Genomic DNA, 24,288 nt, shown 5'->3' on the forward strand with positions numbered 1-24,288 from the left:
AGCGAATGATCAAACTCCTGGTGTTACTACACTTAAAGGTGCTATGGCTATGATGGATATAGTTGAAACTGCTACAGCAAATCTTGATGCTATCAGAGCTGACATCGGTGCGGTGCAAAATCAAATCACAGCTACACTTAATAACATCAGTGTAACTCAAGTAAATATTAAATCAGCTGAATCAAACATCAGAGATGTAGACTTTGCAGCAGAAAGTGCAAACTTTTCTAAGTATAACATCTTAGCTCAAAGTGGATCTTATGCTATGAGTCAGGCTAATGCTGTACAACAAAATGTTCTAAAACTTTTACAATAAATCCAAAGTGGGTTTTTCCCACTTTATATTAAATTTCTTTTTTCTAAGATATCTTGTAAAGGCATAATAGCTATTTTCAAAGCTTTTTCTTGAATCAAGGTTAATTCTGCAATGTCTTCAAGCCAAGTTTTATGTGCTAGTATCCAAGCTGTAAGTTTGTTTTGTTTATCACTTTCATTATGTATAGGAGTAACATAAATTTGAGAAATAGTACTTTCTAAATGAAATAAAGAAGGAGAGATAACTTCTCTTAAAAAAATATATTTTTGACTTTCTAGTGTTGCTTTGAGAGTGTCTATTTGAGCGCTTAATTCTTGAGGAGTGTAGCGGATCTTGCTTTGATTATTAAGTGCTTTGTGTAATCTTTTACACTCTTTAAAAAATTTATTACTTGCTTTGATGTGTTGTTTGATTTTTTTATAAGCTTGTAACATAAGTTCATTACTATTTTTGCGTTTTGGTTTTTGTATTTTTGGAAAAGGCTTTTTGATTTCATTAGTAAGTAAATTTTTGCAAAGTTCTTTAAAAGGTTTTTCTATGGTTCCTTCTATTCTAGCTCCACCCTCTGTAGCATTATAAATTTTTGCTTTTGTTTGTTTGTGGAATAAATTTTCAAAAATTTGTTTAAAAATAAGCCATATTTCAGAGCTTTGCACATAGCCTTTTCCGCCATATGCTAGGGTTTCATATTTACCATGATCGCGCTCAAAATCCCCCTCATGATAACTTTCGTGTAAAAAGCCATCGCTGTGTGTTTTGCCATCATTAGCATAGGCTAAGTCTTGTCCTATTAAAATGATATTATCATGCCCTAATAATTGAGCTAGCTCATAATTTAGATGAGCAACACTCATTCCTCCGCTAACATAGCCAAAATCATGCAAACCCAAAGAATAAGCAAACGCATAAGCTCTAGAAACTAAAATATATTTTCTTTTATTTTTTTCTAAAAAATTAATACTATCTTGATGGACCAAAGAAACTAAAATAAAAGTTATATCTTTATCAAAATCACCAAAATCATTATCAAAACATTTAGCTACTATATCATCTCTTTCAAGCATACAAACATAATCAGGTTTTATACCTGCTTTTGCTAAGATAGGATAAGCACTATCAGCACAAAAGATAGTTGCTTTATTTGCATATTTCTTAAGCAAAGGAAGTTGTTTTTGTAGTGATGGTCCTGTAGCCACTAATATAGCGTTTTTGCTTTTATGACTTCTTTTTTGTTTTAACTCTTTAAAGCTTGGGTGTGTAAGCATTTTGGGTAAGTTTAAAACAAATTGCTCCACTCCTTGCATAGCATCTATTGGGTCATTTCCTTTTCGTAAGGCTATATTTTTGATTACTTTGGAATTTAAGGTGTTGATGTATCGAATTTCTTTTTTTTGATCTTCATAAAAATATGAGTGAATATGCAAATCATAAGTTCTTAAAAACAAACCTAATAAACTACAAATTAAATCCGCTTTAACATAATTTAATTCTTTGGTATGAACGACAATTAATCTTCCCTCTAAAAGTTCTTTGGAAAAATCAATCATATTAAAGACTAAAAATATAAGCTCTATATCTTTTTCATAAACAATAACCCTTTCATGGGTTTTATTGGTTAATAAATTTTTATAAAAAATTCCATTACCTAAGCCATAAAAAAATAACACAGGGTATCTTAGGTATTTTTTATTAAAAATTTCTATTTGCTCTTGTAATTCTTTTAGTGGATCTTTATATATATTTTTCAAATTTTTATAACAAATATTGCAGTTTAAAGGATCTTTATCAAAAACGTAAATATAATCTTTTGCTTCTTTAATTTTATCTAATTTTCTTTTTAAGCTCTGGTGTTCGCTTCCTTTTAAAGCTTTGATATTTTTTTTAAAAATTTCTGTTTTCATATTACCCTTTCACTTAAAGAAAATCGTCATTTTTTCAAATAAAAATAGTGTAGTTTTTTTGCTTAGAAAATAAAAATTTTAAATATATTTGTTTATTTATTATCAAGATTTTCCTTAATAGTCTCATTGTATTTTTCTAGGTATAAAATGATTTCCTCAAAAAAGTCAATTTGCTGAGATAAAAAAAATTCTAAATCTTTGACTTTCGTAACTTTGTGTTTTAAAACTTCACATTCGTTTTGAAAACACCTAGCTTGCACAATATCTGAAAAAAAATCACTTTTTGGTAGTTTTAATCTCAGTTTTTCTAGTTTTTCTAAGTTTTTTTCTTTAATAGCTTTTTTGCATTCATTAATAAATATTTCACATTGTTTTGTTTGTTTGATAAGTTTTTCTTTGCTTTGTTTGATTTTTTTTTGAGGATTTTTTGGTTTTGTTAAAGCGATGTTTTTGTCAATTTTTTCTTTTAACATTTCTTCACAAACTTCTTTAAAAGGCTTTTCTATGGTTCCTTCTATCTTAGCTCCGCCTTCTGTAGCATTGTATGTTTTTATATTTAGGATATTTTTTGCAAGAGCAATATCTTTTTCAAAACTTTTTAAAAACAAATACCAAGTGAGTTGTGTTTTAACCTTTCCGTTACCACCATAAGCAGTTATTTCCTTATAGACTACTTCCTCATCTCCTTGATCACCATATAGGTGTTCTTTTGGGTGTGATTTGCCATCATCACTATAGGCTAAGTCTTGTCCTATTAAAATGATGTTTTCAAATCTTAAAGCACCAGCTAATTCATAAGCCATATTGGCAACACTCATAGCATTTCCTAAAAAGCCATACTCATTTAAACCAAGCTTGCTTTCAAAAAATAAAGGTCTTAAAACAAGTATATAATTTCTATTATTTTTTTCTAAATACTCTATGGTTTTAGGATGAGTTAAAGAAGCAATGATAAATAATATATCTTTATCAAAATCTCCAAAATCATTATTAAAAAATTCACTTGTAAAGTCTACTCTTTCTAGTGAAAAAACATAATCAGGTTTGATTCCTTCTTTTGCTAAAATCGCATAAGAGCTATCAGCACTAAAAATAACAGCATTTTCTTGGTATTTTTTTAAAAGAGGAAGTTGTTTGATTAAAGAAGGGCCTGTTGAAACTATTATAGCGTTTTTTGCCTTTGTTTTTCTGTCTTTTATTAGACTTTTAAAAGGGGTGTGGGTGATGATTTTTTCTAGGTTTATAACATTATGTTTTATTCCTATTAAAGCATCTTTTGGGTCATTTCCTCGAGTAAGCATGAGTGTTTTGATTATATTTAGTAAAGTTTGCATTATATTTTGGGCGTTAGATGAGTAAAAATTGGTGTAAAATTCATTATAAAAATGAAAGTTAAAAATTTTTAATGTATGTTTGATGTTTGGATAATTAAATAAAACTTTGATTTGAGCGGTGTTAATATTTGGTGTAAAAAATAAAATCAATTTTTCCTTTCTTAAAAATGCAGAAAAATCAATCATATGAAAGGCTAAATATAAAATTTCTAATTCATCTTCAAAGATTACGATGTGCTTTAAGTGTTGATTTTTTAAAAGTTCTAAGAAAAATTTTCCATCACCAAAGCCGTAAAAAAACAATACTGGATATAGCTCAAATTTTTCAAAGTCAAAAGAGTGATTTTCGTCTAAAAGAATTTGATTGTGTGTATCATAAATTTTATTTTCTATAAGTTGAAACCGTTGAGTGTTAGTTAATTTTCTTAATTCATAAGCTAATATTTGATCAACTTCAAAAAGGGCTTGAGTGTTTTTTAAAAATAATTCTTTATTCATTAATATCCATTTTTATTTTAATTATAACAAAATTATATTGAATGTACTTTATATTAATCAACAGCTTTGTAGTTTTGTTGCTTTTATTTTATTTACATATTTTTCAAAGTTATTTTTGATCAGAAAATTTTCTAAATTTAATATATTTGTTTCTAAGGTTATTTTTAATGCAATAATATGTTCGTTAATAATTTCAATAAAAGATAAGTATTCTTTAATCCAAAGAAGCATTTTGTTAAAATTATCTTCTTGCGTTTTAGGGTTAAGCACTTGAATTCTTGCTAAATTAAGCTCAAATTGAACACTAATAGCGCTTGTTAGCTCTTTTAAAATATCTACTTTGATAAGTTTTGTTTTATAATTTTCTATTTCTTGTATTAAACTAATAAAATTTTTTTCATCACTCATTAAAAAACAAATACGATTGAGTATATATAAATTTTCTTTATGTAAAAACTCACAAAGCTTGATGGCTTGTTGTGTTTTATAAAATGTTTTAAGCATGAGTTCATTTTTTTTATTTTGTGTGATTTTATCAAGTTGTATGAATGATTTTGGTGTGGTGTTTTCAAATAAAGCTTCACAAAGCTCTTTAAAAGGCTTTTCTATGGTTCCTTCTATCCTTGCTCCGCCTTCAGTGGCATTATAAGTTTGGATGTTTTGTTTTTTATTATCAGCAATAGCTTCTTCTAGATAATGTTTAAACACCATCCATATTTCGTGTGTTTTCACCATGCTGTTACCACCATAACCCAAAGTTTGAATATGTTCATAATGACTTTCGCAGTCTGCCTTATAATGATAATCTTGAGGATGTGAAAATCCATCATCAGAATAAGCTAAATCTTGTCCTATTAAAATGATATTTTTGTGTTGTAAGCAAGATGCTATGAAATAAGCCATATTTGCCACGCTTGGAGTATTTATTAAGCTATCCAGGTCTTTTAAATGAAAAAGTTTACTAAAATCACCTATTTTTTGTATAAAAATAAAATCCCTATTGTTTTCTTTTAAATATTTAGGGGTGTTTTTATATACAATTTCAGTTAAGATGAATAATATATCTTTATCAAAATCTCCAAAATTATTATTAAAAAATTCACTTGTTTTTTCTATTCTCTCTAAAGATAAAACATAATCAGGTTTTATATTATGTTTTGCTAGTATAGGATAAGCACTATCAGCGCAAAAGATAGTTGCTTTATTTGCATATTTTTTAAGCAGAGGGAGTTGTTTGATTAAAGAAGGACCCGTTGAAACTATAATAGCGTTTTGGTAGGTGTTTTTTCGTTTTGATAATAATTCTTTAAAAGAATGATTTAAAAAAAGATCTGGTAGGTTATAAATAAAATTTTCTATACCTTTTAAAGCATCTTTTGAAGAATTGCCAAATTTTAAAATAGATTTTTTTATATAAGTTTGCATAGTTTCGTTTGTTTTTAAAATATCATTGTGAAATTTTTCATAATAATCACAATGGATATCTAAAAAATAAGTTCTTAAGAAATTAAAAAACGGCGAGCTATTGCATAAAATTTGAAAATGTGTATAGTTTATATTGTTTATATCTAAAATAATTAGTCGACAGTCTTTTAACTCTTCACTAAAATCTAAAAGATGAAAACTCAGATAAATAAATTCTATTTCTTTTTCAAAAATAACAATTTTTTGTCTATTTTTGTTTTGCAAGAGAATTTTATACAAAATTCCGTTGCCAAAACCAAAAAAATATAATATTGGATATAATAAATATTTATCATTGTATAGATTTATTTTTTCGTTTAACTCATCAAGTGTATTATTATATAACGCTTGTTCTCTTTTATGATGAATAAAATTAATATCCAAAGGATCAGATCCTTGTTTTATTTTAAAATTATTTTGCTTGAAATTTGTTAGTTTTTCTTTTAAATCTTTATTACTTAGAGCTTTTAAATTTTTATTAAAAATATTTTCTTGCATAATTACTCCAAAAAATCTTCTTTTTTTAACGCTTGTCCAAATTCTATATCACAACTTGCTTTTTTACCAAGTATGATAGGTAAAAATTTAGGATGTAAGCCTAGGTTTGGTCTTATGCTTTTTACATTTTCTTGTGTAAAAACCTCACCTTTTTTTATATCTTTACTAGCATATAAGCTTCTTGCAAAATGACGATTTTTTAAAGTTTTTTCATCCATGCTAAATTCTTTGTTTCCTAAAGCTTGCTCGCTTAAACGCACCATAGAACACATTTTCTTAAACTCTTCATAATCAAGACTAAATTTAGCATCGGCACTATTTAAGCTTTTATCTAATATAAAATGTTTTTCTATGACTCTTGCTCCAAGAGCTACTGCTAAAGTAGGTGCTAAAAAACCCTCACTATGATCGCTTAAGCCTACTATGGTTTTAAATTTTTCTTGTAAAGTTTTGATGGCGTTTAAATTTAAATCACAAATTTGTGAAGGATAAGCCGAAGTGCATTTAAGCAAAATTAGATTTGGGTTGTTTTCTTCTTGGAAAATTTTAACAACCATTTCAAGCTCTTCTTCATAAGCTATACCCGTAGAAACCAAAGTAGGTTTGTTTTCTTTTGCCACATAACGCACAAAATCATAATCATTTACTTCAAAAGAAGCGATTTTATAAGCTGGGGGATTAAATTGTTTTAAAAAATTCACATCCTCTTTAGAGAAAGGACTAGAAAAGCAGATTAGCCCTTCATTTTTAGCACATTCAAAAAGTTTTTCATGCCACTCATAAGGCGTTTTAGCTTCTTTGTATAATTCGTATAGTTTGCATCCATGCCACAAACCACCTTCGATAATAAAATCTTTTTTGTCAGAATTTAGCGTTAAGCTATCTGGGGTGTAGGTTTGAATTTTTATAGCATCAGCCCCTGCTTTTTTAGCTGCTTGTATGGTTTTTAAAGCCATTTCAAGACTGTTTGTATGGTTGGCTGAAAGCTCGGCAATGATAAAAACTTTTTCATCTAAATTAAAATTTTCTATAAACATTAAAAGCCTTTTAGCAAATCAAAATTATAGTATTTTATATTTTAATTATTAATTATGATTAAAGGTTTATTTAGTAAAATAAATTTATTATAAGTTTATTAAGGAAAAGCTATGACTAAAACACTTGAGTATTCGATTTATCATTTTTTTGAGCATATTTTAAAATTAAAAATTTCACAAAAAAGCGTGATTAGAGGCGAGCTTTATGGGGCTTCTATACCTTTGTATTTTAAAGATGAGGAATATAGTTTTTATTTGTTTTTTCAAAAACAAGCTTTAAATGAAATTGCACAATTTTTATTACATGAAGAATTAAAAGAAGATGGATTGGCAGATTTAGTTAAAGAAGTGGCTAATCAAATCATAGGCTATGCTAAAAAGCTACTTAATGATACTAATGGAAAAGATGAGTATCGTTTAGGTGTTCCTGAGTATTTAGGGCGTATTGATGGATTTTCAAAAATTAAACTCAAAGAAAAATTTACTTATGAAGTAAAAAATGCTTCCTTTAGAATAGGTTATAAAAAAATATGATAGAAGATCATTTAGGATTATTACAATCTTATGAAGATATTTTAGATATTAGTGTTGATTTTGTTAGTGAGCTTGGCACGACTAATATGAGTGTGAGAGAACTCTTAAAGCTAGAAGTTGGTTCTGTGATAGATCTTGAAAAGCCAGCAGGAGAAAGTGTGGAGCTTTACTTGAATAAAAGAATTTTTGGTAAAGGCGAGGTGATGGTGTATGAAAAAAACCTTGCCATAAGAATTAATGAGATTTTAGATTCTAAATCAGTATTGCAGTATTTTAAAAAAGAATTGCAATGAGATTTATTTGGATTTTACTACTTGCTTTGCCTCTTTTTGGGGCAAAAATTCTTGATTATAATATCTATCCTAGAGAAGATAGGGTGGATATTACTTTTTCATTTGATATTCCTTATAAAGAAGGCATTAGTCAAAAGAGAAAAGGCGATATTATTATCTTTACACTAAATGCTCAAAGTGTTAAAGAAGAAGATAAGACGTTAAATTCTAGCATAATTAAAAAAATAAAAATTTTTTCAGAAGGTAAAAAAACTTTTATAGCCTTAAGTGTTGGTGATAAGATACAAATTAATGCAGATACGATTGGTGAATATGGATTAAGACTACGCGCTCAAAAAGAAGGTATGAATTTAGCAACTAAAAATAGCTTAGAAGAAAAAAATGAGGAGATAAAAATGCAAGAGTATGATTTTACAAATTATATTTTAGTTGTAAGTGTTTTGATACTTTTGCTTGTTGGACTTTGGTTTTTAAAAATGTATTTAAGGCAAAAACATCCTTTAGATAGAAATTTTACTTTGATTTTTCAAAGACCACTTGATAGACATAACCAACTTGTAGTCTTTGAGTATGGCTTAAAACGCTATACTATGATCATAGGAAATTCTAATGTGGTATTAGAAACAAGTGAAGCTATGATGAAAAATGAGGAACAAAACAAAACATCCCAAAAACCAAAAGAAAAAGACTTTGATTCTTATTTTGAAGAAAATAAACAAAGATTGCAAAATTTACTTTTAAAACAAAATGCTTAATTAGATTGATTAAAGGCTAAAACAATAAGTTTTGGCTTTGAAATTTTTTTGATTTCTTCTCTTGAAAAATAAATTTGTTTTTTTGTTGAATAAATATATAAGGTATGATTTTTTAATGTAAAATCAAGATTTTCATCACTATCTTTAGCAAGTTTTTTTGCTAGTGCTAGAATAAAATTAAGCCAAGCTAATATATGGTTATTTGGTAATAATTCTTTAACATGTTCCATAGCAAGGGGATTTATTTTTTTACCATTGGCTTTTAAAAGAGTTGCAATAAGCAAAATTTCTTTGTGTGAAAAGCCAAAGTTTAAGCCACTCATTGCCATATAGGCGCTATGTTCATTAGCAAAATAAAAATTAATTTTTTCACCTATATGGGCTAATTTAGCAGCGCTTAAAAGATCTTTTTTAAAATCTGAACTTATTTTGTGAATAGGTGAAAGCACATCAAATAATTTACTTGCAAAATAAGCACTTTTATCTTTATAATCAACACCAAAGCGATCTTGTAAGGATTTTAAACTTGGGTTGAAATTTGGCGGAAATTTGGCATTAAATTGCGAAAAGTCATTAGTGTCGTTTTTTATTTTGGCGTATTTTTGAAAAAGATTAGATAAAAACACGCCTTCTCTGACACCTACTGCAGAAGTGATGATATTTTTAGCTTTGAGTTTTTTAGCTAAGGCTAAAAATATAACACAACCTTCTTTTATAGTATCAAAGCGATCTTTTTTGATATCAAAATCTGTTAAATTTTTTGCATTTTGAATTTTTTCTATATAATTTTTTTCTCTTTCAAAGCTGTAGCTGAAATTATGGATTATTTTTAAAGGATAGGAATTTTTTTTCATTATAGAATTTGACAATGCTCTTAAGCTTCCACCTATGGCAATAATATTTTCACTTTGAAAATGTTTTGGAACTTGCATTAGAGCTTCTTGTATGAATTGATCTAGAGCATTTAATCTTTTAGTATCATAAAAAATCTCTTTTAATCTTACGGTTCCTAGATCAAGCGAAATACAATCTATAATTTTACCTTCTTTAATCAAGCAAAGCTCGGTTGATCCTCCACCTATGTCTATGGTGGTGGCATTTTGAATATTTGATAGTAAATTTAATGCAGCAAGACCACCTAAAAATGATTCTGTTTTACCATTAATGCATTTTATGTTTAAACCCACATTTTTTGATATTCTAGTAATAAATTCTTTTGCATTAGGCGCATCTCTTAGCGCAGAAGTTCCAACAGCAATAATTTTCCTACATTTTTCTTTTACAGCTTTTTCTTTAAAATAAGCTAGTGCCTTCTCGGCCTTAAACATGGCTTCTTCTTGGAGGATTTTGTTGTTATTATAAGCATTTTCTCCAAGTCTTACTTTCTTTTTGTGTTCACTGCAAATAAAAAAACCATATCTTGAGGTTCTTTCAAAAACAACCATACGAACGGAGTTAGAGCCAAGATCAATTACTGCTGTTTTTTTAGCCATTAAATATCTTTATTTTTATGTTTTAAGCGAAGCTCATCAATACTTTCTACATTATCAGGATCAGGTATGATACAATCTACTGGACAGGCCACTATACAGGCTGGTTCTGAAAATTCATTCACACATTCAGTACATAAATCAGGATCTATGACATAGATTGGATCATTATCATAAATTGCTTCATCTGGGCATTCTTCTCTGCATGCATCACAGGATATACATTCTCTAGTGATTAAAAGTGACATACTTTTCCTTTTATTGATAATAAAGCAAACTTATACTATATAAAAACTTATAGCTAATTTAAAAAGAGATAAAAATATTTAATTTTTAGAATGATTAAATCATTCTAAAAATTTTTAGTTAGTTTTTTTAGGAAAACAAAAGCGATATCCTCTGCGGCGCACAGTTTCTATAGTGGAAATATTAAGAGGTTTATCCATTTTTTGTCTTATTTGATTGATTGCAACTTCTATAACATTTGGAGTTACAAGTTCAGGTTCTTCCCAAATAGCATCTAAAAGTTGTTCTTTTGATACGATTTGATCAGAGTGTCTAGCAAGGTGAGTTAAAACTTCAAAAGGCTTTCCTTTTAACTCTATGTCTTTTCCTTGATAAGTGATTTTTTCTTCATCAGGATCAATCACTAAATCATCAATCTTAATCACATTTGTCCCGCCAAATCTAAGTCTAGCTTCGATTCTTGCCATTAAAATTTCAAAATCCAAAGGTTTTTTTATATAATCATCTGCTCCAGCTTTTAAAGCTTTGATTTCATTTTCTTTATCTGCTTTTGTACACATTGTTACTATAGCAGTTCTTGGAGATTTTTGTTTGATAGCATTGATCAAATCGCTTGCATCATTATTGCCTATAGTCCAATTTGATAATACTAAATCATAATGTCTAATACCTATAAAATACTCAGCGTCTTTAAAATTTTCTGAAGTGTCGCTTTGGTAGCCAAACTCATTTAAAGTGTTTGATAAGGTTTTATTAAGCGATGCTTCATCTTCTACAACTAAAATACGCATTTTATTCCTTTGAAGATAGTTTTAGTGCAAAAGTATAACACAAATTAAGCAAATGTTCAAAATTCTTTAAAAAATTTTTAATATTTTTTGCTTAAACTAGCTCCAACGCATGCATTTTTGATGATATCGGGCTTATAACAAGTAATATTTATAAATTGAAGTTTTTTATGATGTTTTTTGATATCTTTGCATATATATTTTAAAGATTTTTCTATAGTCTTAAATTTTTTCTTTTTATAGATTTTTTCTATTCTAGTGCATAATTTTGCATAATCTAAAAATTTCTTACTTTTAGCTTCTAATTCTATTAGGACTTTTTGCTCTTGGATTCTTTCAAAATCCAAAAGCCCTATAATGCATTTAAATTCTAAGCTAACTTTTATATGACTTTGCATTCTTGTTTTCCAATAAGCCTTAAAATATTTGGTATGTGTTTATAAACTACTATAAAAGCGATGATAAATATCGGCGCATGGGTATTAATCACAGGCATATCATAATGAAATATAAAAGAAGTTGCAATTAAAACAATTAAAGCTCCAAGTGAGGCCAAGCTTGAAATTTTAAATACCTTACCTATAATAAACCAAGCCAAAAGTGCACATATAATCTCAAAAGGTAAAAATACTGCTAAAACCCCAGCTCCAGTAGCTACTCCTTTGCCACCTTCAAATTTTAAATAAGGAGAAAAACAATGGCCAAATACTGCTAAAACCGCCATAGTCCATAAGATATTTTCATCATAGCCTAAAATTTTTGCTACTAATATAGGTGCAATTCCTTTAAGTGCATCTAAGACAATTGTTGCAACAGCAAGTGTTTTGGCAAGCTTAGGATCGCTTTCTTTTACTACTCTTAAAACATTGGTAGCACCTATGCTTTTACTGCCTGCATTTTTGATATTTGTTTTGGCAAAAATTTGAGCTAGTAAAAGACCAAAAGGTATAGCACCTATAAGATAAGCTAAAAGATAAATTATTAAATTTTCCATTTACTTTCTATCCTAATTCTATAAAGATTTATAATAATGATAGCAAAAAACTCTGAAATAAATATTTAAGAGATATTTTATCCTATAATAATTTTTATTTTTAAATATAAATTTTTTATTTTATTTAAAGAAAATTATAGATATATTTTCAATAAGTTTATTTTAAATAGGCTTTATTTTATCTTATTTAGGAGTGAATAATGAAAAAAATTTCATTATTAGTTGCATCATCATTATTAGTTGCATCAACTGCTTTTGCTAACGATAAAGCTTTGCTTGATGAAGCAAAAGCAGCAGGTTTAGCACCTTTGCCAAAGGATCAAGCAGGCGTTGAAAAACTATTAAAAGAAATGGGCGTTAAAGCTAGCAAGTTTTCTAAAGAAAAAGCTAATCTTGGTAAAAAGCTGTATTTTGAACCAAGACTTTCTAAAAGTGGTTTGATTTCTTGTAATACCTGTCACAACTTAGGTATGGGTGGTGCTGATGGTATAGCAGCAGCTGTAGGACACAAATGGACTGCTAATCCTCATCATTTAAATTCGCCAACAGTTTATAATTCTGTTTTAAATTCAACTCAATTTTGGGATGGTAGAGCAGGTACTTTAGCAGATCAAGCAAAAGGACCAATCGAGGCAGAACCTGAAATGGCAACTCCTGCTAAGTTAGCAGTAGAAAAAATTTCTTCTATGCCAGAATATGTTAAAGAATTTAAAAAAATATATGGTAATGATGGGGTAACTTTTGATAATATAGCAGATGCTATTGCTACATTTGAAAGAACACTTCTAACTCCATCTAAATTTGATAAATTCTTAGAAGGTGATACAAAAGCTTTAAGCAAAAAAGAAAAAGAAGGTTTAAAAACTTTCATCGATAAAGGCTGTACAGCTTGTCATACAGGAGTAAATTTAGGTGGTAGCATGCAAGCTTTCCAAGTGGCAGCTAAATATAAATTTGCAAATGTAGGTGATTTTAAAGGTGATGCAAATGGTTTAGTTAAAACTCCAACTTTAAGAAATATTGCCGAAACAGCTCCATACTTCCATAATGGCGCTATTTGGTCTTTACAAGATGCGATTAAAGAAATGGGTAGTGTGCAACTTGGCATAGAAATTTCTGACAAAGAAGCAGCTTCTATAGAAACTTTCTTACATGCTCTAACAGGCAAAAAACCAAGCATTACTTATCCTCAACTTCCAAAAGCTACTGAAAAAACTCCAAAACCAGAGCTTTAATTAAAATTTTCCCTAAAGATATTTCTTTAGGGAATGTTGTTTTTTTGTTTATTTTTTATATATAATACATTCTTAATTTTTAATTAGGAATTGGCTATGAAAAATAAAATTTTATTTAGTGTGATTGCATTAACAGCTATTTTATTTAGTGCGTGTGCTAATCATGCAAAAGTAAACAATGAATTAGAGCAAAAGTTAACCCAAAAGATATGTTCTGATGAATTTTTTACTCAAGAAATGACTAAGGTAGATAAAAAAGATGATCCAGTATATGTAGGATTAAATGCAGGTTTAATCGCAAAAAATTGTGGAGATTTTAATCTTAGTAATGAATTTTTTGATAAGGTTGAGGAATCTTATCAAGTTGATGTGGATTTAAGAAGTGGCGCTCAAAAAATTGCTAAAACAGCTGTAACTACATTAATAAATGATTCCATATTAGACTATGATGGCTCTTTATATGAAAGAATAATGGTAAATACATATAAGGGTTTAAATTTTATGAGTGAGGGTGATTATAATAATGCAAGAGTGGAGTTTAAAAGAGCTTTATTGCGTCAAGATAGAGCAAAAGATTATTTTAAAGCTCAAATTGCTAAAAATAAAGCAGAATTAGAAAAGGCCAAAAAAGAAGATCCAAATTTTAATAAAAATTTTAGTGAATCAACAAAACAAATAAATGCTCAATATGAAGTTTTGTTTGAAGAATTTTCAACAAGTAAAAATTTTACCAATCCTTATGCAACTTACTTAGCTTCGATTTTTTATTATATGAGTAAAGATTATACTTTGGCTAAAGATTTATTTAAAGAAATAAAGATTTTAAACCCAAAAAATAAAGAAATTAATAAAGAGTGGAAAGCAATTAGCAATGCTAAATCAAAAAATAAATATGTTTTTATTGTTTATGAGAATGGTTTTGGTGTGATAAAGGATGAGTTTAAATTAACTCTGCCTTTGATTTTAAATGACACTCTTACGACAACTTCTATTGCTCTACCTAAGCTAAAAAAAAGAAGTCAGTCTTTTGAGTATTTAAGTGTAAATGATACTAATACTACAAAATTAGTTGATTTGGATAATGTTGTAGCAAGCGAGTTTAAGTTCGAGCAACCATCAATAGTTACAAAAGCAATAGTTTCAGCTATCTTAAAAACTACTTTCAATGCAGCAGTAGCTAATAATGACTCAACAGGAGGTTTTTTAAGCCTTGCTAGTGGTATCATGAATGCAGCAACTACTCAAGCTGATGTTAGATCTTGGAGAGGATTGCCACAAAATATTGGTGTTGTTATGATTAAAAATACAGGTAAAATTATTATCAAAACTCCAAGTAATGATGTGCTATTTGAAAGACAGATTAATCCAAAGAAAAATGCATTGGTTGTAGTGCGTTCTTTTGCACCTAATATTGCTCCAAGTATAAATATTATAGAAAAATGAAAAAGATAATTTTTTTATTGTTATTAAATTGTATGTTATTGGTTTCGCAAGATACTTTTGATGCAAATTTTAAACATACAAATGTAAAAAGTATAAAAGAAAGAATAAATAATGCAGGATTATTAGAAGTGCAGATTACTTTTTATAGTTCTGTTGATAAAAAGCTTTCTTATAAAATAGAATGGTTTGATAAGGATGGGTTTGTTATAAAAAATACTATTGATAAAAACTATAAAAATATAAGATTATTAGCTAAACAAGAGTATATTATACAAAATATAGCTAGCAATAAGGAAGCAAAAAAATATAAAATATATATTAAATAAAAAAGGATAAAAAATGCAAAAAATTAAAATTTTAACAAGTGTAGTGGCTATAGGTGTTTTATTTAGTGCGTGTATGCAACAACCTATTTATGTAGATGGAACTGCGACAAAAGTAAAACAAGGCGATTCTTTAAGCATGGCTTTAACTGGTGAAGATTTTGACAATACAGCTAAAGAAATGTTAAATAGTTTGTTTAATTCAAGTTATGTTGTGAATAAAATAGGAAATTCAGGTAAGGCTATTGTGGCAGTTTATGATGTGGTAAATGATACGGCTTTAAGAATAGATACTAGAAATTTGACTGATTTGATGGTAGAAGAACTTATAAATTCAGGTAAATTTGCAGCTTCAGCTACTCAAGGCAATGATAGTGCTACTCAAAATAATATGGATGATGTAACGAGCGATAAAGATGATGATAGATATGATAAAGCTACAGTATCTAAAAATCATACGCAAATTAGTGCTTCTTTGACTTTACAAGGAAGAATTGGTCAGCAAAATATAAAATTAAGCAACGGTAAAACCCAGGTTGAATACTTTTTTGTTATGAAATTAGCTGAAAAGGGTAGTGGTTTGGTAGTATGGCAAAAAACTAATAGAATCAATAAACTAGGATCTAGTAAAACTGTAAGCTGGTAATATAAAACAACAAGGAAAGATATGATGAAAAAAAGATTTGTTATTGGATCATTATTGGTAGCGAGTTTTCTTTATGCTCAAGCAACTCCACAAGTTGAAATTACTCAAGAAGATATTAAAATTCAAAATGAAATGTCAGATGCTAGCTCTAAAGATATTACTCCAAAATCTTTAGATGATTTTTTTGAAGAATTTGCAGATAATTTTGGTATAGAATATGGTATTACAAAAGATGGAAAAACCTTTTATACGGGTAGAAGTGTAGTTGCGCTAAGCGATAGCGATCCTCAATTTGCTCAAGCTTTGCAAAATGCTTACCAAAAAGCTATGCTTAATTTACAGTCTGATTTTATTGAAGATGCCTTTGGAAGAATGGCAGTGAGTAAAATTCAAAATTACGAAGCTGATAATTCTACTAATGCAAAAGAATTTGAAGAACTACCAAAAGGAAGTGTTGTAGGGCAAATTTTTGATAAACTGGTTCAATTAAGTGGTGCAAAATTAGATAAAGCTTTGAGAGATTTGGGTATTAATGTAGAAGGTTTAACAGAGGAAAGAAAGAAGATTTTATTAAAAGAAGAGTTTCTTAATAAAACAATTACTAGTGCAGTTGGCTCAATGAGCGGTTTAATTCCTGTGCAAACTATAGTTACGCAAAGAAGAGGGCAATATGATATTGGTGTAATTGCAGTTGTTTCTAAAAAAACTCGTCAACTTGCTAAAGATATGTCTTTAGCGCGTCAAAGCAAGATCAAAGGTAAAGGAAAAAATATCAACGAGTATTTACCAAAAGACAATAAAAGCTTTCTTAATGAATATGGCATTCGCTTAGTTTATGATGAAAAAGGTTCACCGGTTATTTTAAGCTATGGAAATTGGGGTTATATTGCTGATGCAAATAATGCCAAGAAGACAAATATATTAGAAGATAGGGCTAAAGATACAGCTTCAACTATGGCTGATGCAGCTATAATTGAATTTATCAATACAAATTTAAGTTTAAAAGATGAAAAAACTACAGGTGAAAGTTATGAAGAAATCATCAAGCAAAGCTTAAATATCAATGACAACACTACTCAAGAACAAATTCAAGATTTCACAAATATTGTAGAAAAAATCAATACAAAAATAAAAGCAAGTGCTAGCGGAAAAATCAAAGGCATAGGAACACTTAAAAGATGGAATTATACAAGCGAAAATGGTATAGAACATGTAGGTGTTGTAAGATTTTATTCTTATGATAATGTGGCAAATATTAACGAAGCTTTAAAATCAAATTCAAACACTAGTGTCCCAAAAACTGAACCTAAAAAGTCTTCTAATATACAAAGAAGTTCTAATGTTGTAAATGATATAGATGATTTTTAGGAAAAATTTATGAAGATATTACAAATTTGTATTTTGATTTTATGTTTTCATTTGAGTTTATATGCCAAAATAATCACCACAAGCACTACCAATTCAAGTACAGGCGAGGGTATAGGAGCTAGCAGAGAAGAGGCAATAAATAATGCCATAATAGAAGCTATTGGTAAATTAAATGGTGTTAATATTGACTCAACCAAGCAGTCTTTTGTCGGGGTAAATTCAAATAATAAAAAGACTAATATAGAAGATAGCTATAAAGAGCAAATCATAAAAGCTACAAAAGGCAGAGTTGATGCATATGAAATTGATAGTGTGGTTCAAGAAAACGACAAATACATAGCAAATGTAACCATTTTTAAAACTACTACTCATAAAAAATATCAAATACCAGGTTATAAGCCAGATAGTAGAAGAAGTATTACGGTATTTAATACCTCTTCTAAATACCAAGAGCTTGGAAATATTTTACAGCAAAAAATTATCACAGATTTACTTCAAAGTAGGAAATTTAATGTTTTAGATAGAGATTCTAAAGGTTATTATGAAATGGAGAAAGCTTTGATAAATTCATCTAATACGCATAAAGATGAAATTTACAAACTTAAGAATGTTTTAGCTACTGATTATATATTATTATTTAATGTTGGTGGAGTTGATCTTAAAACCAAAGGAAATAAAAATAAAATAGATGTTGTGGTGGATTATCGCGTGCTTTTATTTGCCACCAGACAAATTAAATTTTCAAATACTTTAACCATGTCAGCTTCTGTTAAAGGTGATTCTTTAGTAGCTAGTGAAAAGCTAAGTGAAAAAATTGCAAAGAAAATTTCAGATGATATTTTAAATGCTATTTATCCTTTAAAAGTTGCACAAGTTAGTAATAATGAAGTAGTCTTCTCGCAAACTTTGAGTAATGATGAAATTTATGAGTGTTATTCTTTGGGTGAAGTGATAAAGGATGCTTATACTAAAGAAAATACAGCAAGAATAGAAACAAAAAGTGGAAAGGTTCAAATTATCCGCTCAACACCAAAACTATCATATGCTAAAATTCTTGAAGGAAGTGTTAAAAAAGATGATATTTGTAGACCTTTAGATGATAGCGGTGTTGGAATGGAAAAACAACATAGTGTAAATCCAAATGGTACAGTAAATTTAGGTTGGTAATTAACCTAAATTTAAAATTATTTTGAGTATAATCTCAAGTTTTAACCACTAAAGCTTTTTAAATTTATGTTTTATACATAATGCTTTATGGTGCTACCAAAATATTTTAAGAAAGGATAGCTGTATGTATGCTATTATAAAACACAGTGGAAAACAATATAGAGTAAGCCAAGGTGATGAGCTTAAACTAGATCGTTTTGAAGCTGAAGCAAAATCAAGCGTAGAAGTAAGTGAAGTTCTTGCTGTATGCGATAAAGAATTAAAGGTAGGTGCGCCGTTTGTTGCGGGTGCAAAAGTTGTTTTAGAAGTGATTGCTCATGGAAAAGACAAAAAAGTTGTGATTTATAAAAAAAGACGTAGAAAAGACTCAAAATTAAAACGCGGTTTTAGAAGACAATTTACTCGCGTTAGAGTAGTAGATATTAAAGCTTAAGGAGTAAAGAATGGCACACAAGAAAGGTCAAGGTTCAACTCAGAATAATCGTGATTCTATAGGTCGTCGTCTAGGTGTTAAAAAATTTGGTGGAGAATTTGTTCGCGCTGGTAACATCATCATTCGCCAAAGAGGAACAGCAACTCATGCAGGTAATAACGTAGGCATGGGAAAAGATCATACAATTTTTGCTTTAATTGATGGTTTTGTAAAATTTGAAAGAAAAGATAAAAATAGAAAAAAAGTTTCTGTTTATCCTGCATAATTTTTAAGGCTACTTTGTAGCCTTTTTCTTCTTTTTAATCTTAATATATTAAAAAAAATATAATATCATTTTAAAAATTTATACTTTGGTGATTGTATGTTTATAGATAATGTAAAATTAGTTTTAAGTTCAGGTAATGGTGGTAAAGGTGCTGTGAGTTTTCGCCGTGAAAAACATGTTCCACTTGGTGGACCTGATGGTGGCGATGGTGGAAATGGTGGCGATGTGTATTTTATATGTGATAACAATACCCATACCCTAGCGCACTTTAAAGGCAAAAAAGAACTTAAAGCACAAAATGGCCAACCGGGTTTAGGTCGTAATAAAAATGGTAAAAGAGGGGAGAGTTTAGAGTTGATTGTCCCTCAAGGCACTCAAGTAATTGATGCACAAAGTGGGGAAGTTTTACTTGATATGCTAGTAGAAGGCCAAAAAGAACTCTTTTTAAAAGGCGGTAAAGGTGGTCTTGGTAATACTCACTTTAAAAACTCTACTAATCAACGCCCAGATTATGCCCAACCAGGCGTGGCAGGAAAAACCTTAAGTGTGTGCTTAGAGTTAAAACTCATAGCAGATGTTGGGCTTGTAGGCTTTCCAAATGTAGGAAAATCTACTCTTATAAGCGTAGTGTCTAATGCAAGACCTGAAATAGCTAATTATGAATTTACTACTTTAACTCCAAAACTTGGTATGGTTGAAGTAGATGATTGTAATTCTTTTGTAATGGCAGATATCCCAGGTATTATAGAAGGTGCAAGCGATGGTAGGGGTTTGGGACTTGAATTTTTAAGACACATAGAAAGAACTTCTTTTTTACTTTTTGTGCTTGATCCATTAAGAGATATGAGTTTAAAAGAACAATTTTGCATTTTAAGAAAAGAATTAGAAAAATTTTCAAGCAAACTTTATGCAAGAAATTTTGGCTTAATGCTTTCAAAAAGTGATAGTGTAAATTTAGGTGAGGAATTTGCACAAAAAATGGAAGATGATTATAATGAGTTAAAAGCTTATTTGCAAAGTCAAAATAATCCACAAAGCTTTTTTGTTAAAGTATCAAGCCTTGAAAAAACAGGTTTAAAAGAGCTTAAATTTATGCTTTTAGAAGAAGTTAAAAAAATTAGAAGTCAAAATAATCTTTGATGAGTGAAAATTTAACTATAGATTTTATCCAAGAATATATCAAGTCCAATTTTAAAGGTTTGGTATATAAATTTACCTATAAAGAACATAGCTTTTTTTATAATCCCGATAAGGTTTTAAAAAACGGAGTTTATTTTTGTACTATTAAAGAAAATGATGGCATAAATGATAAAGCTTCGAATTTAAATAGAGAAGGTGTGTTTCGTCTAAGTTGCTCTCTTTGTGATCAAGATTACCAAAATCTTTTTGGTCAAAAACCTAAAAAAGCTTTAAAGGGTGAAATTGTTAGTTTAAATTATGATTTTTCTATGCTTGATCTTATCATGCCTCATCCAATTTATGCTTATATGGGATATATTTGTATTAACAATCCTTCAAGAAAAAATTTTGAAATTTTTAAAGATTATCTTGAGCTTTCATATCAAAAAGCTATAAAAACTTATCAAAAAAGGATAGTGGCGCTATGAAAAATATCATTTTTATGGGAACTCCCTCTTATGCAACATGTATTTTAAAAGAGCTTGTTGATAAAGGGTTTAATGTCCAAGCTTTATTTACCCAGCCTGATAAACCTGTGGGAAGAAAGCAAATTTTAACTCCAAGTGATACTAAAAAGTTTGTTTTGGAAAATAATTTAAATATAGAAATTTTCACTCCAAAAAGCTTAAAAGATGAAAACACAATCAATGGAATAAAAAGCTTAAAACCTGACTTTATAGTTGTTGCTGCTTATGGGAAGATTTTACCAAAAGAAATTTTAGATATTGCTCCTTGTATCAATTTACATGCTTCCTTGCTTCCTAAATATCGTGGCGCTTCGCCTATACAAAGTGCTATTTTAAATGGGGATAAAATAAGCGGGGTTTGCACTATGCTTATGGAAGAAGGGCTTGATAGTGGTGCTATTTTAGAAAACATAAAATGTGATATAGAAGGTAAAAATTCAGCTGAAGTTTTTATTATGCTTTCCAATTTAGCAGCTAAGCTTACTATTTCTACACTTTTGAATTTTGAAAAAATTGTCCCAAAAAAGCAAGATGAAAGTTTAGTTACACATTGTAAAAAAATTAAAAAAGAAGATGGCTTGATTGCTTTAAATAATGCAAGTGAAATTTATCAAAAATTTCTAGCTTTTGCACCTTGGCCTGGAATTTTTTTAGAAAATGGTTTGAAATTTTTAGACATAGAGCTAATTGATAGTGAAAAAACTCAAAAACCAGGTGTGATTTTACAAATAGAAAAGGAAAGCTTTTTGCTTTCATGTACAAAAGGTATTTTAAGGATTAAAACTTTACAAGAAAGTGGAAAAAAAGTTTTAGACGCTAAGACTTATTTAAATGGAAAAAGGTTAAAACTTGGAGATAGTTTATTTTGATGAACTTGAATCAACTCAAGTTTATTTAAGTGAAAAAATTCGTAGCGGAGAAATTACTAACAATACAGCCATTTGTGCTTTTATCCAAAGTGCTGGTATAGGTAGTAGGGATAATACTTGGCAAAGCAAGCAAGGAAATTTACATGTATCTTTTTGCATAAAAACTCAAGAATTAGCACAAGATCTTCCTTTGGCTTCTGCTAGTATATACTTTGCGTTTTTAATGAAAGAAGTATTGCAAAGACAAAATTCAAAAGTATGGATTAAATGGCCTAATGATTTTTATATAGAAGATAAAAAAATAGGCGGATTGATGAGTTCTAAAATCAATGATTTTTTGGTTGTAGGAATGGGGATTAATCTTAAATACGCCCCATTTAATGCTGAAATTTTAGATATAGAAGTGGATATAGCAAAACTTTTAAATGAGTATTTTTCTTATGTAGATGAGAAAATTTTATGGAAGAATATTTTTAGCAAGTATATGCTAGAATTTGAAAAATCAAGAAATTTTTTTATACATAATGAAGGTAAGATTTTATCTTTAAAAGATGCTTTGTTGTATAAAGATGGTTCTATATTGTTAGATAATAAAAGGATATATAGTTTAAGATGAGTGAGATAATAACTATTGCAAATCAAAAAGGTGGGGTAGGTAAAACTACTACCGCTATTAATCTAGCGGCTTCTTTGGCAGTAGCTGAAAAAAAGGTTCTTTTGATAGATATTGATCCACAAGCTAATGCTACAACAGGACTTGGTTTTAATAGAAGTAATTATGAATATAATATTTACCATGTTTTTATAGGTAGGAAAAAACTTTCTGAAATTATTTTAAAAACTGAGCTTCCGCAATTATATTTAGCTCCATCGAATATTTCTTTGGTTGGAATTGAGCAAGAAGTAGTAAAAGAAAGCGGAGAATATAGAACAATTTTAAGAGAAAAAATCAAAGAAATTGCCAAAGATTATGATTTTATTATCATTGACTCACCTCCTGCGCTTGGAAGCATTACGGTAAATGCTTTTGCGGCAAGCGATAGTGTTATTATCCCTATACAATGTGAGTTTTATGCGCTTGAGGGTGTTGCGATGGTTTTAAACACTATTAAATTTGTGAAAAAAACTATCAATCCAAAACTAAAAATAAAAGGCTTTTTGCCAACTATGTATAGCTCACAAAATAATCTTTCAAAAGATACTGTGGAAGATTTAAAACAAAATTTCAAACAAAAGCTATTTAGAACAGGTGATAATGAAGATGATTTCATCATCATACCAAGAAATGTAAAACTTGCTGAAAGTCCAAGCTATGGAAAGCCTATTATACTTTATGATATAAAATCTCCAGGTTCAGTGGCATATCAAAATTTAGCACATTCTATATTAGGATAAAAAATGGCAAAAAAAAGTGCATTAGGAAGAGGTTTAAGTAGCATTTTGGCTGATATTGATGAGGTTTATGAAAAAGAATTAGGCTCTAATGAAGGCAGAATAGAAGAAATTGATATAGATTTAATTAGTCCAAACCCTTATCAGCCAAGAAAAAATTTTGATACCCAAGCTCTAGAAGAACTTGCAGGTTCTATTAAAGAATATGGTTTGATTCAGCCTGTTGTGGTTTTTAAAAAAGATGAATTTGATTATATTTTAATAGCAGGTGAGAGAAGATTTAGGGCATGTAAGCTTTTAGAAAAAGAACAAATTAAAGCTGTAGTTTTAAACGTAGATGATATAAAATTACGTGAGCTTGCTTTAATAGAAAATATTCAAAGAGAAAATTTAAACCCTATAGAATTAGCACATTCTTATAAAGAGTTATTAGAAATTCATGATATCACTCAAGAAAAATTAGCAGATCTTATTCACAAATCAAGACCTCAAATTGCTAATACCTTAAGACTTTTAAATTTAAACGAGCAAACGCAAAATTTCATTATAGAAGGTAAAATTTCACAAGGTCATGCAAAAGTTTTAGTGGGACTTGAAAAAGAAGAAGAAAAAATGATAGTTGATACTATCATAGGGCAAAAACTCAATGTAAGAGATACCGAAAAGTTAATTAAAAATTTTAAAAACACAAACCAATTAGAAAAAAACACAACTTTAAACAAACAATATCAAACTATAATAAATTTAAAAGAAAAAATTGAATCTTTAGGCTTAAAAGTAAATGCAAAAGATTTAAAAATTACTATAAATTTTGAAAATGAAGATGAGGTTAGGGAATTTCTAAAGACATTAAATTAAATATGTTTTTAGGTATGTTTTGCTATAATTTCGCGTTTTATTTAGATTTATTTAGGAGTATTAATGTTTAATGATGTACATTTTTCCATCATGATAGCCACCGGTGTCATTTTTTTGCTTATGATAGCGATTTTAAATTCTATGCTCTATAAACCTTTGATTAAATTTATGGATTCTAGAGATTTAACCATAAAAAATGATGAAGAAAAAATGAAAAAAAATTCCGACGATGTTTCAAATGTGGAAAGTGAGTTGGAAAAAATTCATATCCAAACAAGAGATGAAATCAATCAAATCAAAGCAAAAGCCATAGAAGAAGCTAAATTAAAACAAGAAAAAGAATTATCAACAAGAAAAAGAGAATTAGAAGATCAAATGCTTGTTTTTCTTAAAAGTCTAAAAGAAAAAGAAAAAGAGTTAAAAGAAGAAATGCGTTTAAAAATGCCAGAATTTAAACAAAGCTTTAAAAATAGCTTGAGTAAAATTTAAGGAAGA

General features: G+C 28.7%; 28 protein-coding genes. 19 read left to right on the forward strand and 9 right to left on the reverse strand.

Going from position 1 to position 24,288, the window contains the following annotated elements; genetic code table 11:
- Positions 1-316 (forward strand): flagellin (locus CAMP5118_RS02510; protein ID WP_337205832.1); only part of this gene is annotated, 316 nt, incomplete at its 5' end.
- A gap of 23 nt (positions 317-339) precedes the next feature.
- On the opposite strand, the gene CAMP5118_RS02515 is transcribed toward CAMP5118_RS02510, so the two are convergent.
- From CAMP5118_RS02515 to pseI, 4 genes are all read right to left on the reverse strand, one after another.
- A complete protein-coding gene (locus CAMP5118_RS02515; protein WP_337216540.1) occupies positions 340-2,217 on the reverse strand; it encodes a motility associated factor glycosyltransferase family protein in 1,878 nt (625 codons plus the stop codon).
- 92 nt (positions 2,218-2,309) lie between these two features.
- On the reverse strand, positions 2,310-4,049 hold the full coding sequence (locus tag CAMP5118_RS02520; RefSeq protein WP_337216541.1) for a motility associated factor glycosyltransferase family protein: 1,740 nt from the start codon (positions 4,047-4,049) through the stop codon (positions 2,310-2,312).
- A gap of 57 nt (positions 4,050-4,106) precedes the next feature.
- Entirely contained in the window at positions 4,107-6,011 is a 1,905-nt protein-coding gene (locus tag CAMP5118_RS02525; RefSeq protein ID WP_337216542.1) for a motility associated factor glycosyltransferase family protein, read from the reverse strand.
- A 2-nt stretch (positions 6,012-6,013) separates the two neighbouring features.
- On the reverse strand, positions 6,014-7,048 hold the full coding sequence (pseI, locus tag CAMP5118_RS02530; protein WP_337216543.1) for a pseudaminic acid synthase: 1,035 nt from the start codon (positions 7,046-7,048) through the stop codon (positions 6,014-6,016).
- A gap of 111 nt (positions 7,049-7,159) precedes the next feature.
- Between pseI and CAMP5118_RS02535 the strand changes: the two genes are divergently transcribed.
- From CAMP5118_RS02535 to CAMP5118_RS02545, 3 genes are read left to right on the forward strand one after another with little or no spacing between them, the layout of a single operon-like run.
- Positions 7,160-7,582: a hypothetical protein gene (locus CAMP5118_RS02535; RefSeq protein ID WP_012660918.1), complete on the forward strand. Its 423-nt coding sequence runs from the start codon at positions 7,160-7,162 to the stop codon at positions 7,580-7,582.
- On the forward strand, positions 7,579-7,875 hold the full coding sequence (gene fliN / locus CAMP5118_RS02540; RefSeq protein ID WP_012660919.1) for a flagellar motor switch protein FliN: 297 nt from the start codon (positions 7,579-7,581) through the stop codon (positions 7,873-7,875). Before CAMP5118_RS02535 ends, fliN begins: the two co-directional genes overlap by 4 nt.
- Positions 7,872-8,630, forward strand: coding sequence for a hypothetical protein (locus CAMP5118_RS02545; protein WP_263708316.1), 759 nt, complete (start codon positions 7,872-7,874; stop codon positions 8,628-8,630). The genes fliN and CAMP5118_RS02545 overlap by 4 nt, the downstream gene beginning before the upstream one ends.
- On the opposite strand, the gene CAMP5118_RS02550 is transcribed toward CAMP5118_RS02545, so the two are convergent.
- From CAMP5118_RS02550 to plsY, 5 genes are all read right to left on the reverse strand, one after another.
- Complete coding sequence (locus CAMP5118_RS02550) at positions 8,627-10,123, reverse strand: Ppx/GppA phosphatase family protein (RefSeq protein WP_337216544.1); 1,497 nt, start codon at positions 10,121-10,123, stop codon at positions 8,627-8,629. The two genes, CAMP5118_RS02545 and CAMP5118_RS02550, sit on opposite strands and share 4 nt — an antisense overlap.
- Complete coding sequence (locus CAMP5118_RS02555; protein WP_012660922.1) at positions 10,123-10,368, reverse strand: YfhL family 4Fe-4S dicluster ferredoxin; 246 nt, start codon at positions 10,366-10,368, stop codon at positions 10,123-10,125. The genes CAMP5118_RS02550 and CAMP5118_RS02555 overlap by 1 nt, the downstream gene beginning before the upstream one ends.
- Positions 10,369-10,482: 114 nt before the next feature.
- A complete protein-coding gene (gene hsrA / locus CAMP5118_RS02560) occupies positions 10,483-11,157 on the reverse strand; it encodes a homeostatic response regulator transcription factor HsrA (RefSeq protein WP_039667907.1) in 675 nt (224 codons plus the stop codon).
- Positions 11,158-11,234: 77 nt separating this feature from the next.
- On the reverse strand, positions 11,235-11,552 hold the full coding sequence (locus tag CAMP5118_RS02565; protein ID WP_173787072.1) for a dihydroneopterin aldolase: 318 nt from the start codon (positions 11,550-11,552) through the stop codon (positions 11,235-11,237).
- Positions 11,537-12,148, reverse strand: a complete 612-nt coding sequence (gene plsY / locus CAMP5118_RS02570; RefSeq protein WP_263678371.1) for a glycerol-3-phosphate 1-O-acyltransferase PlsY — start codon at positions 12,146-12,148, stop codon at positions 11,537-11,539. The genes CAMP5118_RS02565 and plsY overlap by 16 nt, the downstream gene beginning before the upstream one ends.
- Before the next feature lie 200 nt (positions 12,149-12,348).
- Here plsY and CAMP5118_RS02575 point away from each other — a divergent pair, with 200 nt between their 5' ends.
- From CAMP5118_RS02575 to CAMP5118_RS02645, 15 genes are all read left to right on the forward strand, one after another.
- Positions 12,349-13,383 (forward strand): cytochrome-c peroxidase, encoded by a 1,035-nt coding sequence (locus tag CAMP5118_RS02575; protein WP_173787074.1) that lies wholly within the window; start codon positions 12,349-12,351, stop codon positions 13,381-13,383.
- A 96-nt stretch (positions 13,384-13,479) separates the two neighbouring features.
- On the forward strand, positions 13,480-14,826 hold the full coding sequence (locus CAMP5118_RS02580) for a COG3014 family protein (RefSeq protein WP_337216545.1): 1,347 nt from the start codon (positions 13,480-13,482) through the stop codon (positions 14,824-14,826).
- A complete protein-coding gene (locus CAMP5118_RS02585; RefSeq protein ID WP_337205823.1) occupies positions 14,823-15,152 on the forward strand; it encodes a YcfL family protein in 330 nt (109 codons plus the stop codon). The genes CAMP5118_RS02580 and CAMP5118_RS02585 overlap by 4 nt, the downstream gene beginning before the upstream one ends.
- A gap of 13 nt (positions 15,153-15,165) precedes the next feature.
- On the forward strand, positions 15,166-15,795 hold the full coding sequence (locus CAMP5118_RS02590; protein WP_337216546.1) for a penicillin-binding protein activator LpoB: 630 nt from the start codon (positions 15,166-15,168) through the stop codon (positions 15,793-15,795).
- 24 nt (positions 15,796-15,819) lie between these two features.
- Positions 15,820-17,163, forward strand: a complete 1,344-nt coding sequence (locus CAMP5118_RS02595; RefSeq protein ID WP_263678598.1) for a DUF6844 domain-containing protein — start codon at positions 15,820-15,822, stop codon at positions 17,161-17,163.
- Between the two features lie 9 nt (positions 17,164-17,172).
- Positions 17,173-18,330: a hypothetical protein gene (locus CAMP5118_RS02600; protein ID WP_337216547.1), complete on the forward strand. Its 1,158-nt coding sequence runs from the start codon at positions 17,173-17,175 to the stop codon at positions 18,328-18,330.
- A 124-nt stretch (positions 18,331-18,454) separates the two neighbouring features.
- On the forward strand, positions 18,455-18,763 hold the full coding sequence (gene rplU, locus CAMP5118_RS02605; RefSeq protein ID WP_039617324.1) for a 50S ribosomal protein L21: 309 nt from the start codon (positions 18,455-18,457) through the stop codon (positions 18,761-18,763).
- Between the two features lie 10 nt (positions 18,764-18,773).
- Positions 18,774-19,028, forward strand: coding sequence for a 50S ribosomal protein L27 (gene rpmA, locus CAMP5118_RS02610; protein ID WP_002862355.1), 255 nt, complete (start codon positions 18,774-18,776; stop codon positions 19,026-19,028).
- Between the two features lie 96 nt (positions 19,029-19,124).
- On the forward strand, positions 19,125-20,168 hold the full coding sequence (gene obgE, locus CAMP5118_RS02615; protein WP_337216548.1) for a GTPase ObgE: 1,044 nt from the start codon (positions 19,125-19,127) through the stop codon (positions 20,166-20,168).
- Positions 20,168-20,635, forward strand: coding sequence for a DUF6194 family protein (locus tag CAMP5118_RS02620; RefSeq protein ID WP_257941899.1), 468 nt, complete (start codon positions 20,168-20,170; stop codon positions 20,633-20,635). The genes obgE and CAMP5118_RS02620 overlap by 1 nt, the downstream gene beginning before the upstream one ends.
- Complete coding sequence (gene fmt / locus CAMP5118_RS02625; RefSeq protein ID WP_337216549.1) at positions 20,632-21,543, forward strand: methionyl-tRNA formyltransferase; 912 nt, start codon at positions 20,632-20,634, stop codon at positions 21,541-21,543. Before CAMP5118_RS02620 ends, fmt begins: the two co-directional genes overlap by 4 nt.
- Positions 21,524-22,159 carry a biotin--[acetyl-CoA-carboxylase] ligase gene (locus CAMP5118_RS02630; RefSeq protein WP_263706438.1) on the forward strand — a complete coding sequence of 212 codons (636 nt, stop codon included), beginning with the start codon at positions 21,524-21,526 and terminating at the stop codon, positions 22,157-22,159. Before fmt ends, CAMP5118_RS02630 begins: the two co-directional genes overlap by 20 nt.
- A complete protein-coding gene (locus CAMP5118_RS02635; RefSeq protein WP_012660935.1) occupies positions 22,156-22,938 on the forward strand; it encodes a ParA family protein in 783 nt (260 codons plus the stop codon). Before CAMP5118_RS02630 ends, CAMP5118_RS02635 begins: the two co-directional genes overlap by 4 nt.
- A 3-nt stretch (positions 22,939-22,941) precedes the next feature.
- Positions 22,942-23,793: a ParB/RepB/Spo0J family partition protein gene (locus tag CAMP5118_RS02640; RefSeq protein WP_263678387.1), complete on the forward strand. Its 852-nt coding sequence runs from the start codon at positions 22,942-22,944 to the stop codon at positions 23,791-23,793.
- A 63-nt stretch (positions 23,794-23,856) separates the two neighbouring features.
- Entirely contained in the window at positions 23,857-24,282 is a 426-nt protein-coding gene (locus tag CAMP5118_RS02645; RefSeq protein ID WP_173787084.1) for a FoF1 ATP synthase subunit B', read from the forward strand.
- The last annotated feature ends 6 nt before the right edge of the window (positions 24,283-24,288 follow it).

Origin of the sequence: Campylobacter sp. LMG 7929 (assembly GCF_024723595.1) — a bacterium.
Taxonomy (GTDB): Bacteria; Campylobacterota; Campylobacteria; order Campylobacterales; family Campylobacteraceae; genus Campylobacter_D.

Excerpts from the sequence above, each read along its gene's own strand:
- fliN (WP_012660919.1), top strand. The coding sequence starts at position 7,579 with ATGATAGAAGATCATTTAGGATTATTACAATCTTATGAAGATATTTTA.
- CAMP5118_RS02515 (WP_337216540.1), bottom strand. The coding sequence starts at position 2,217 with ATGAAAACAGAAATTTTTAAAAAAAATATCAAAGCTTTAAAAGGAAGC.
- CAMP5118_RS02550 (WP_337216544.1), bottom strand. The coding sequence starts at position 10,123 with ATGGCTAAAAAAACAGCAGTAATTGATCTTGGCTCTAACTCCGTTCGT.
- CAMP5118_RS02640 (WP_263678387.1), top strand. The coding sequence starts at position 22,942 with ATGGCAAAAAAAAGTGCATTAGGAAGAGGTTTAAGTAGCATTTTGGCT.
- CAMP5118_RS02635 (WP_012660935.1), top strand. The coding sequence starts at position 22,156 with ATGAGTGAGATAATAACTATTGCAAATCAAAAAGGTGGGGTAGGTAAA.
- CAMP5118_RS02525 (WP_337216542.1), bottom strand. The coding sequence starts at position 6,011 with ATGCAAGAAAATATTTTTAATAAAAATTTAAAAGCTCTAAGTAATAAA.
- fmt (WP_337216549.1), top strand. The coding sequence starts at position 20,632 with ATGAAAAATATCATTTTTATGGGAACTCCCTCTTATGCAACATGTATT.
- hsrA (WP_039667907.1), bottom strand. The coding sequence starts at position 11,157 with ATGCGTATTTTAGTTGTAGAAGATGAAGCATCGCTTAATAAAACCTTA.
- rplU (WP_039617324.1), top strand. The coding sequence starts at position 18,455 with ATGTATGCTATTATAAAACACAGTGGAAAACAATATAGAGTAAGCCAA.
- obgE (WP_337216548.1), top strand. The coding sequence starts at position 19,125 with ATGTTTATAGATAATGTAAAATTAGTTTTAAGTTCAGGTAATGGTGGT.
- CAMP5118_RS02575 (WP_173787074.1), top strand. The coding sequence starts at position 12,349 with ATGAAAAAAATTTCATTATTAGTTGCATCATCATTATTAGTTGCATCA.
- CAMP5118_RS02535 (WP_012660918.1), top strand. The coding sequence starts at position 7,160 with ATGACTAAAACACTTGAGTATTCGATTTATCATTTTTTTGAGCATATT.
- CAMP5118_RS02600 (WP_337216547.1), top strand. The coding sequence starts at position 17,173 with ATGAAGATATTACAAATTTGTATTTTGATTTTATGTTTTCATTTGAGT.
- CAMP5118_RS02585 (WP_337205823.1), top strand. The coding sequence starts at position 14,823 with ATGAAAAAGATAATTTTTTTATTGTTATTAAATTGTATGTTATTGGTT.
- pseI (WP_337216543.1), bottom strand. The coding sequence starts at position 7,048 with ATGTTTATAGAAAATTTTAATTTAGATGAAAAAGTTTTTATCATTGCC.
- CAMP5118_RS02565 (WP_173787072.1), bottom strand. The coding sequence starts at position 11,552 with ATGCAAAGTCATATAAAAGTTAGCTTAGAATTTAAATGCATTATAGGG.
- plsY (WP_263678371.1), bottom strand. The coding sequence starts at position 12,148 with ATGGAAAATTTAATAATTTATCTTTTAGCTTATCTTATAGGTGCTATA.
- CAMP5118_RS02555 (WP_012660922.1), bottom strand. The coding sequence starts at position 10,368 with ATGTCACTTTTAATCACTAGAGAATGTATATCCTGTGATGCATGCAGA.
- CAMP5118_RS02590 (WP_337216546.1), top strand. The coding sequence starts at position 15,166 with ATGCAAAAAATTAAAATTTTAACAAGTGTAGTGGCTATAGGTGTTTTA.
- CAMP5118_RS02595 (WP_263678598.1), top strand. The coding sequence starts at position 15,820 with ATGAAAAAAAGATTTGTTATTGGATCATTATTGGTAGCGAGTTTTCTT.
- CAMP5118_RS02520 (WP_337216541.1), bottom strand. The coding sequence starts at position 4,049 with ATGAATAAAGAATTATTTTTAAAAAACACTCAAGCCCTTTTTGAAGTT.
- rpmA (WP_002862355.1), top strand. The coding sequence starts at position 18,774 with ATGGCACACAAGAAAGGTCAAGGTTCAACTCAGAATAATCGTGATTCT.
- CAMP5118_RS02645 (WP_173787084.1), top strand. The coding sequence starts at position 23,857 with ATGTTTAATGATGTACATTTTTCCATCATGATAGCCACCGGTGTCATT.
- CAMP5118_RS02620 (WP_257941899.1), top strand. The coding sequence starts at position 20,168 with ATGAGTGAAAATTTAACTATAGATTTTATCCAAGAATATATCAAGTCC.
- CAMP5118_RS02545 (WP_263708316.1), top strand. The coding sequence starts at position 7,872 with ATGAGATTTATTTGGATTTTACTACTTGCTTTGCCTCTTTTTGGGGCA.
- CAMP5118_RS02580 (WP_337216545.1), top strand. The coding sequence starts at position 13,480 with ATGAAAAATAAAATTTTATTTAGTGTGATTGCATTAACAGCTATTTTA.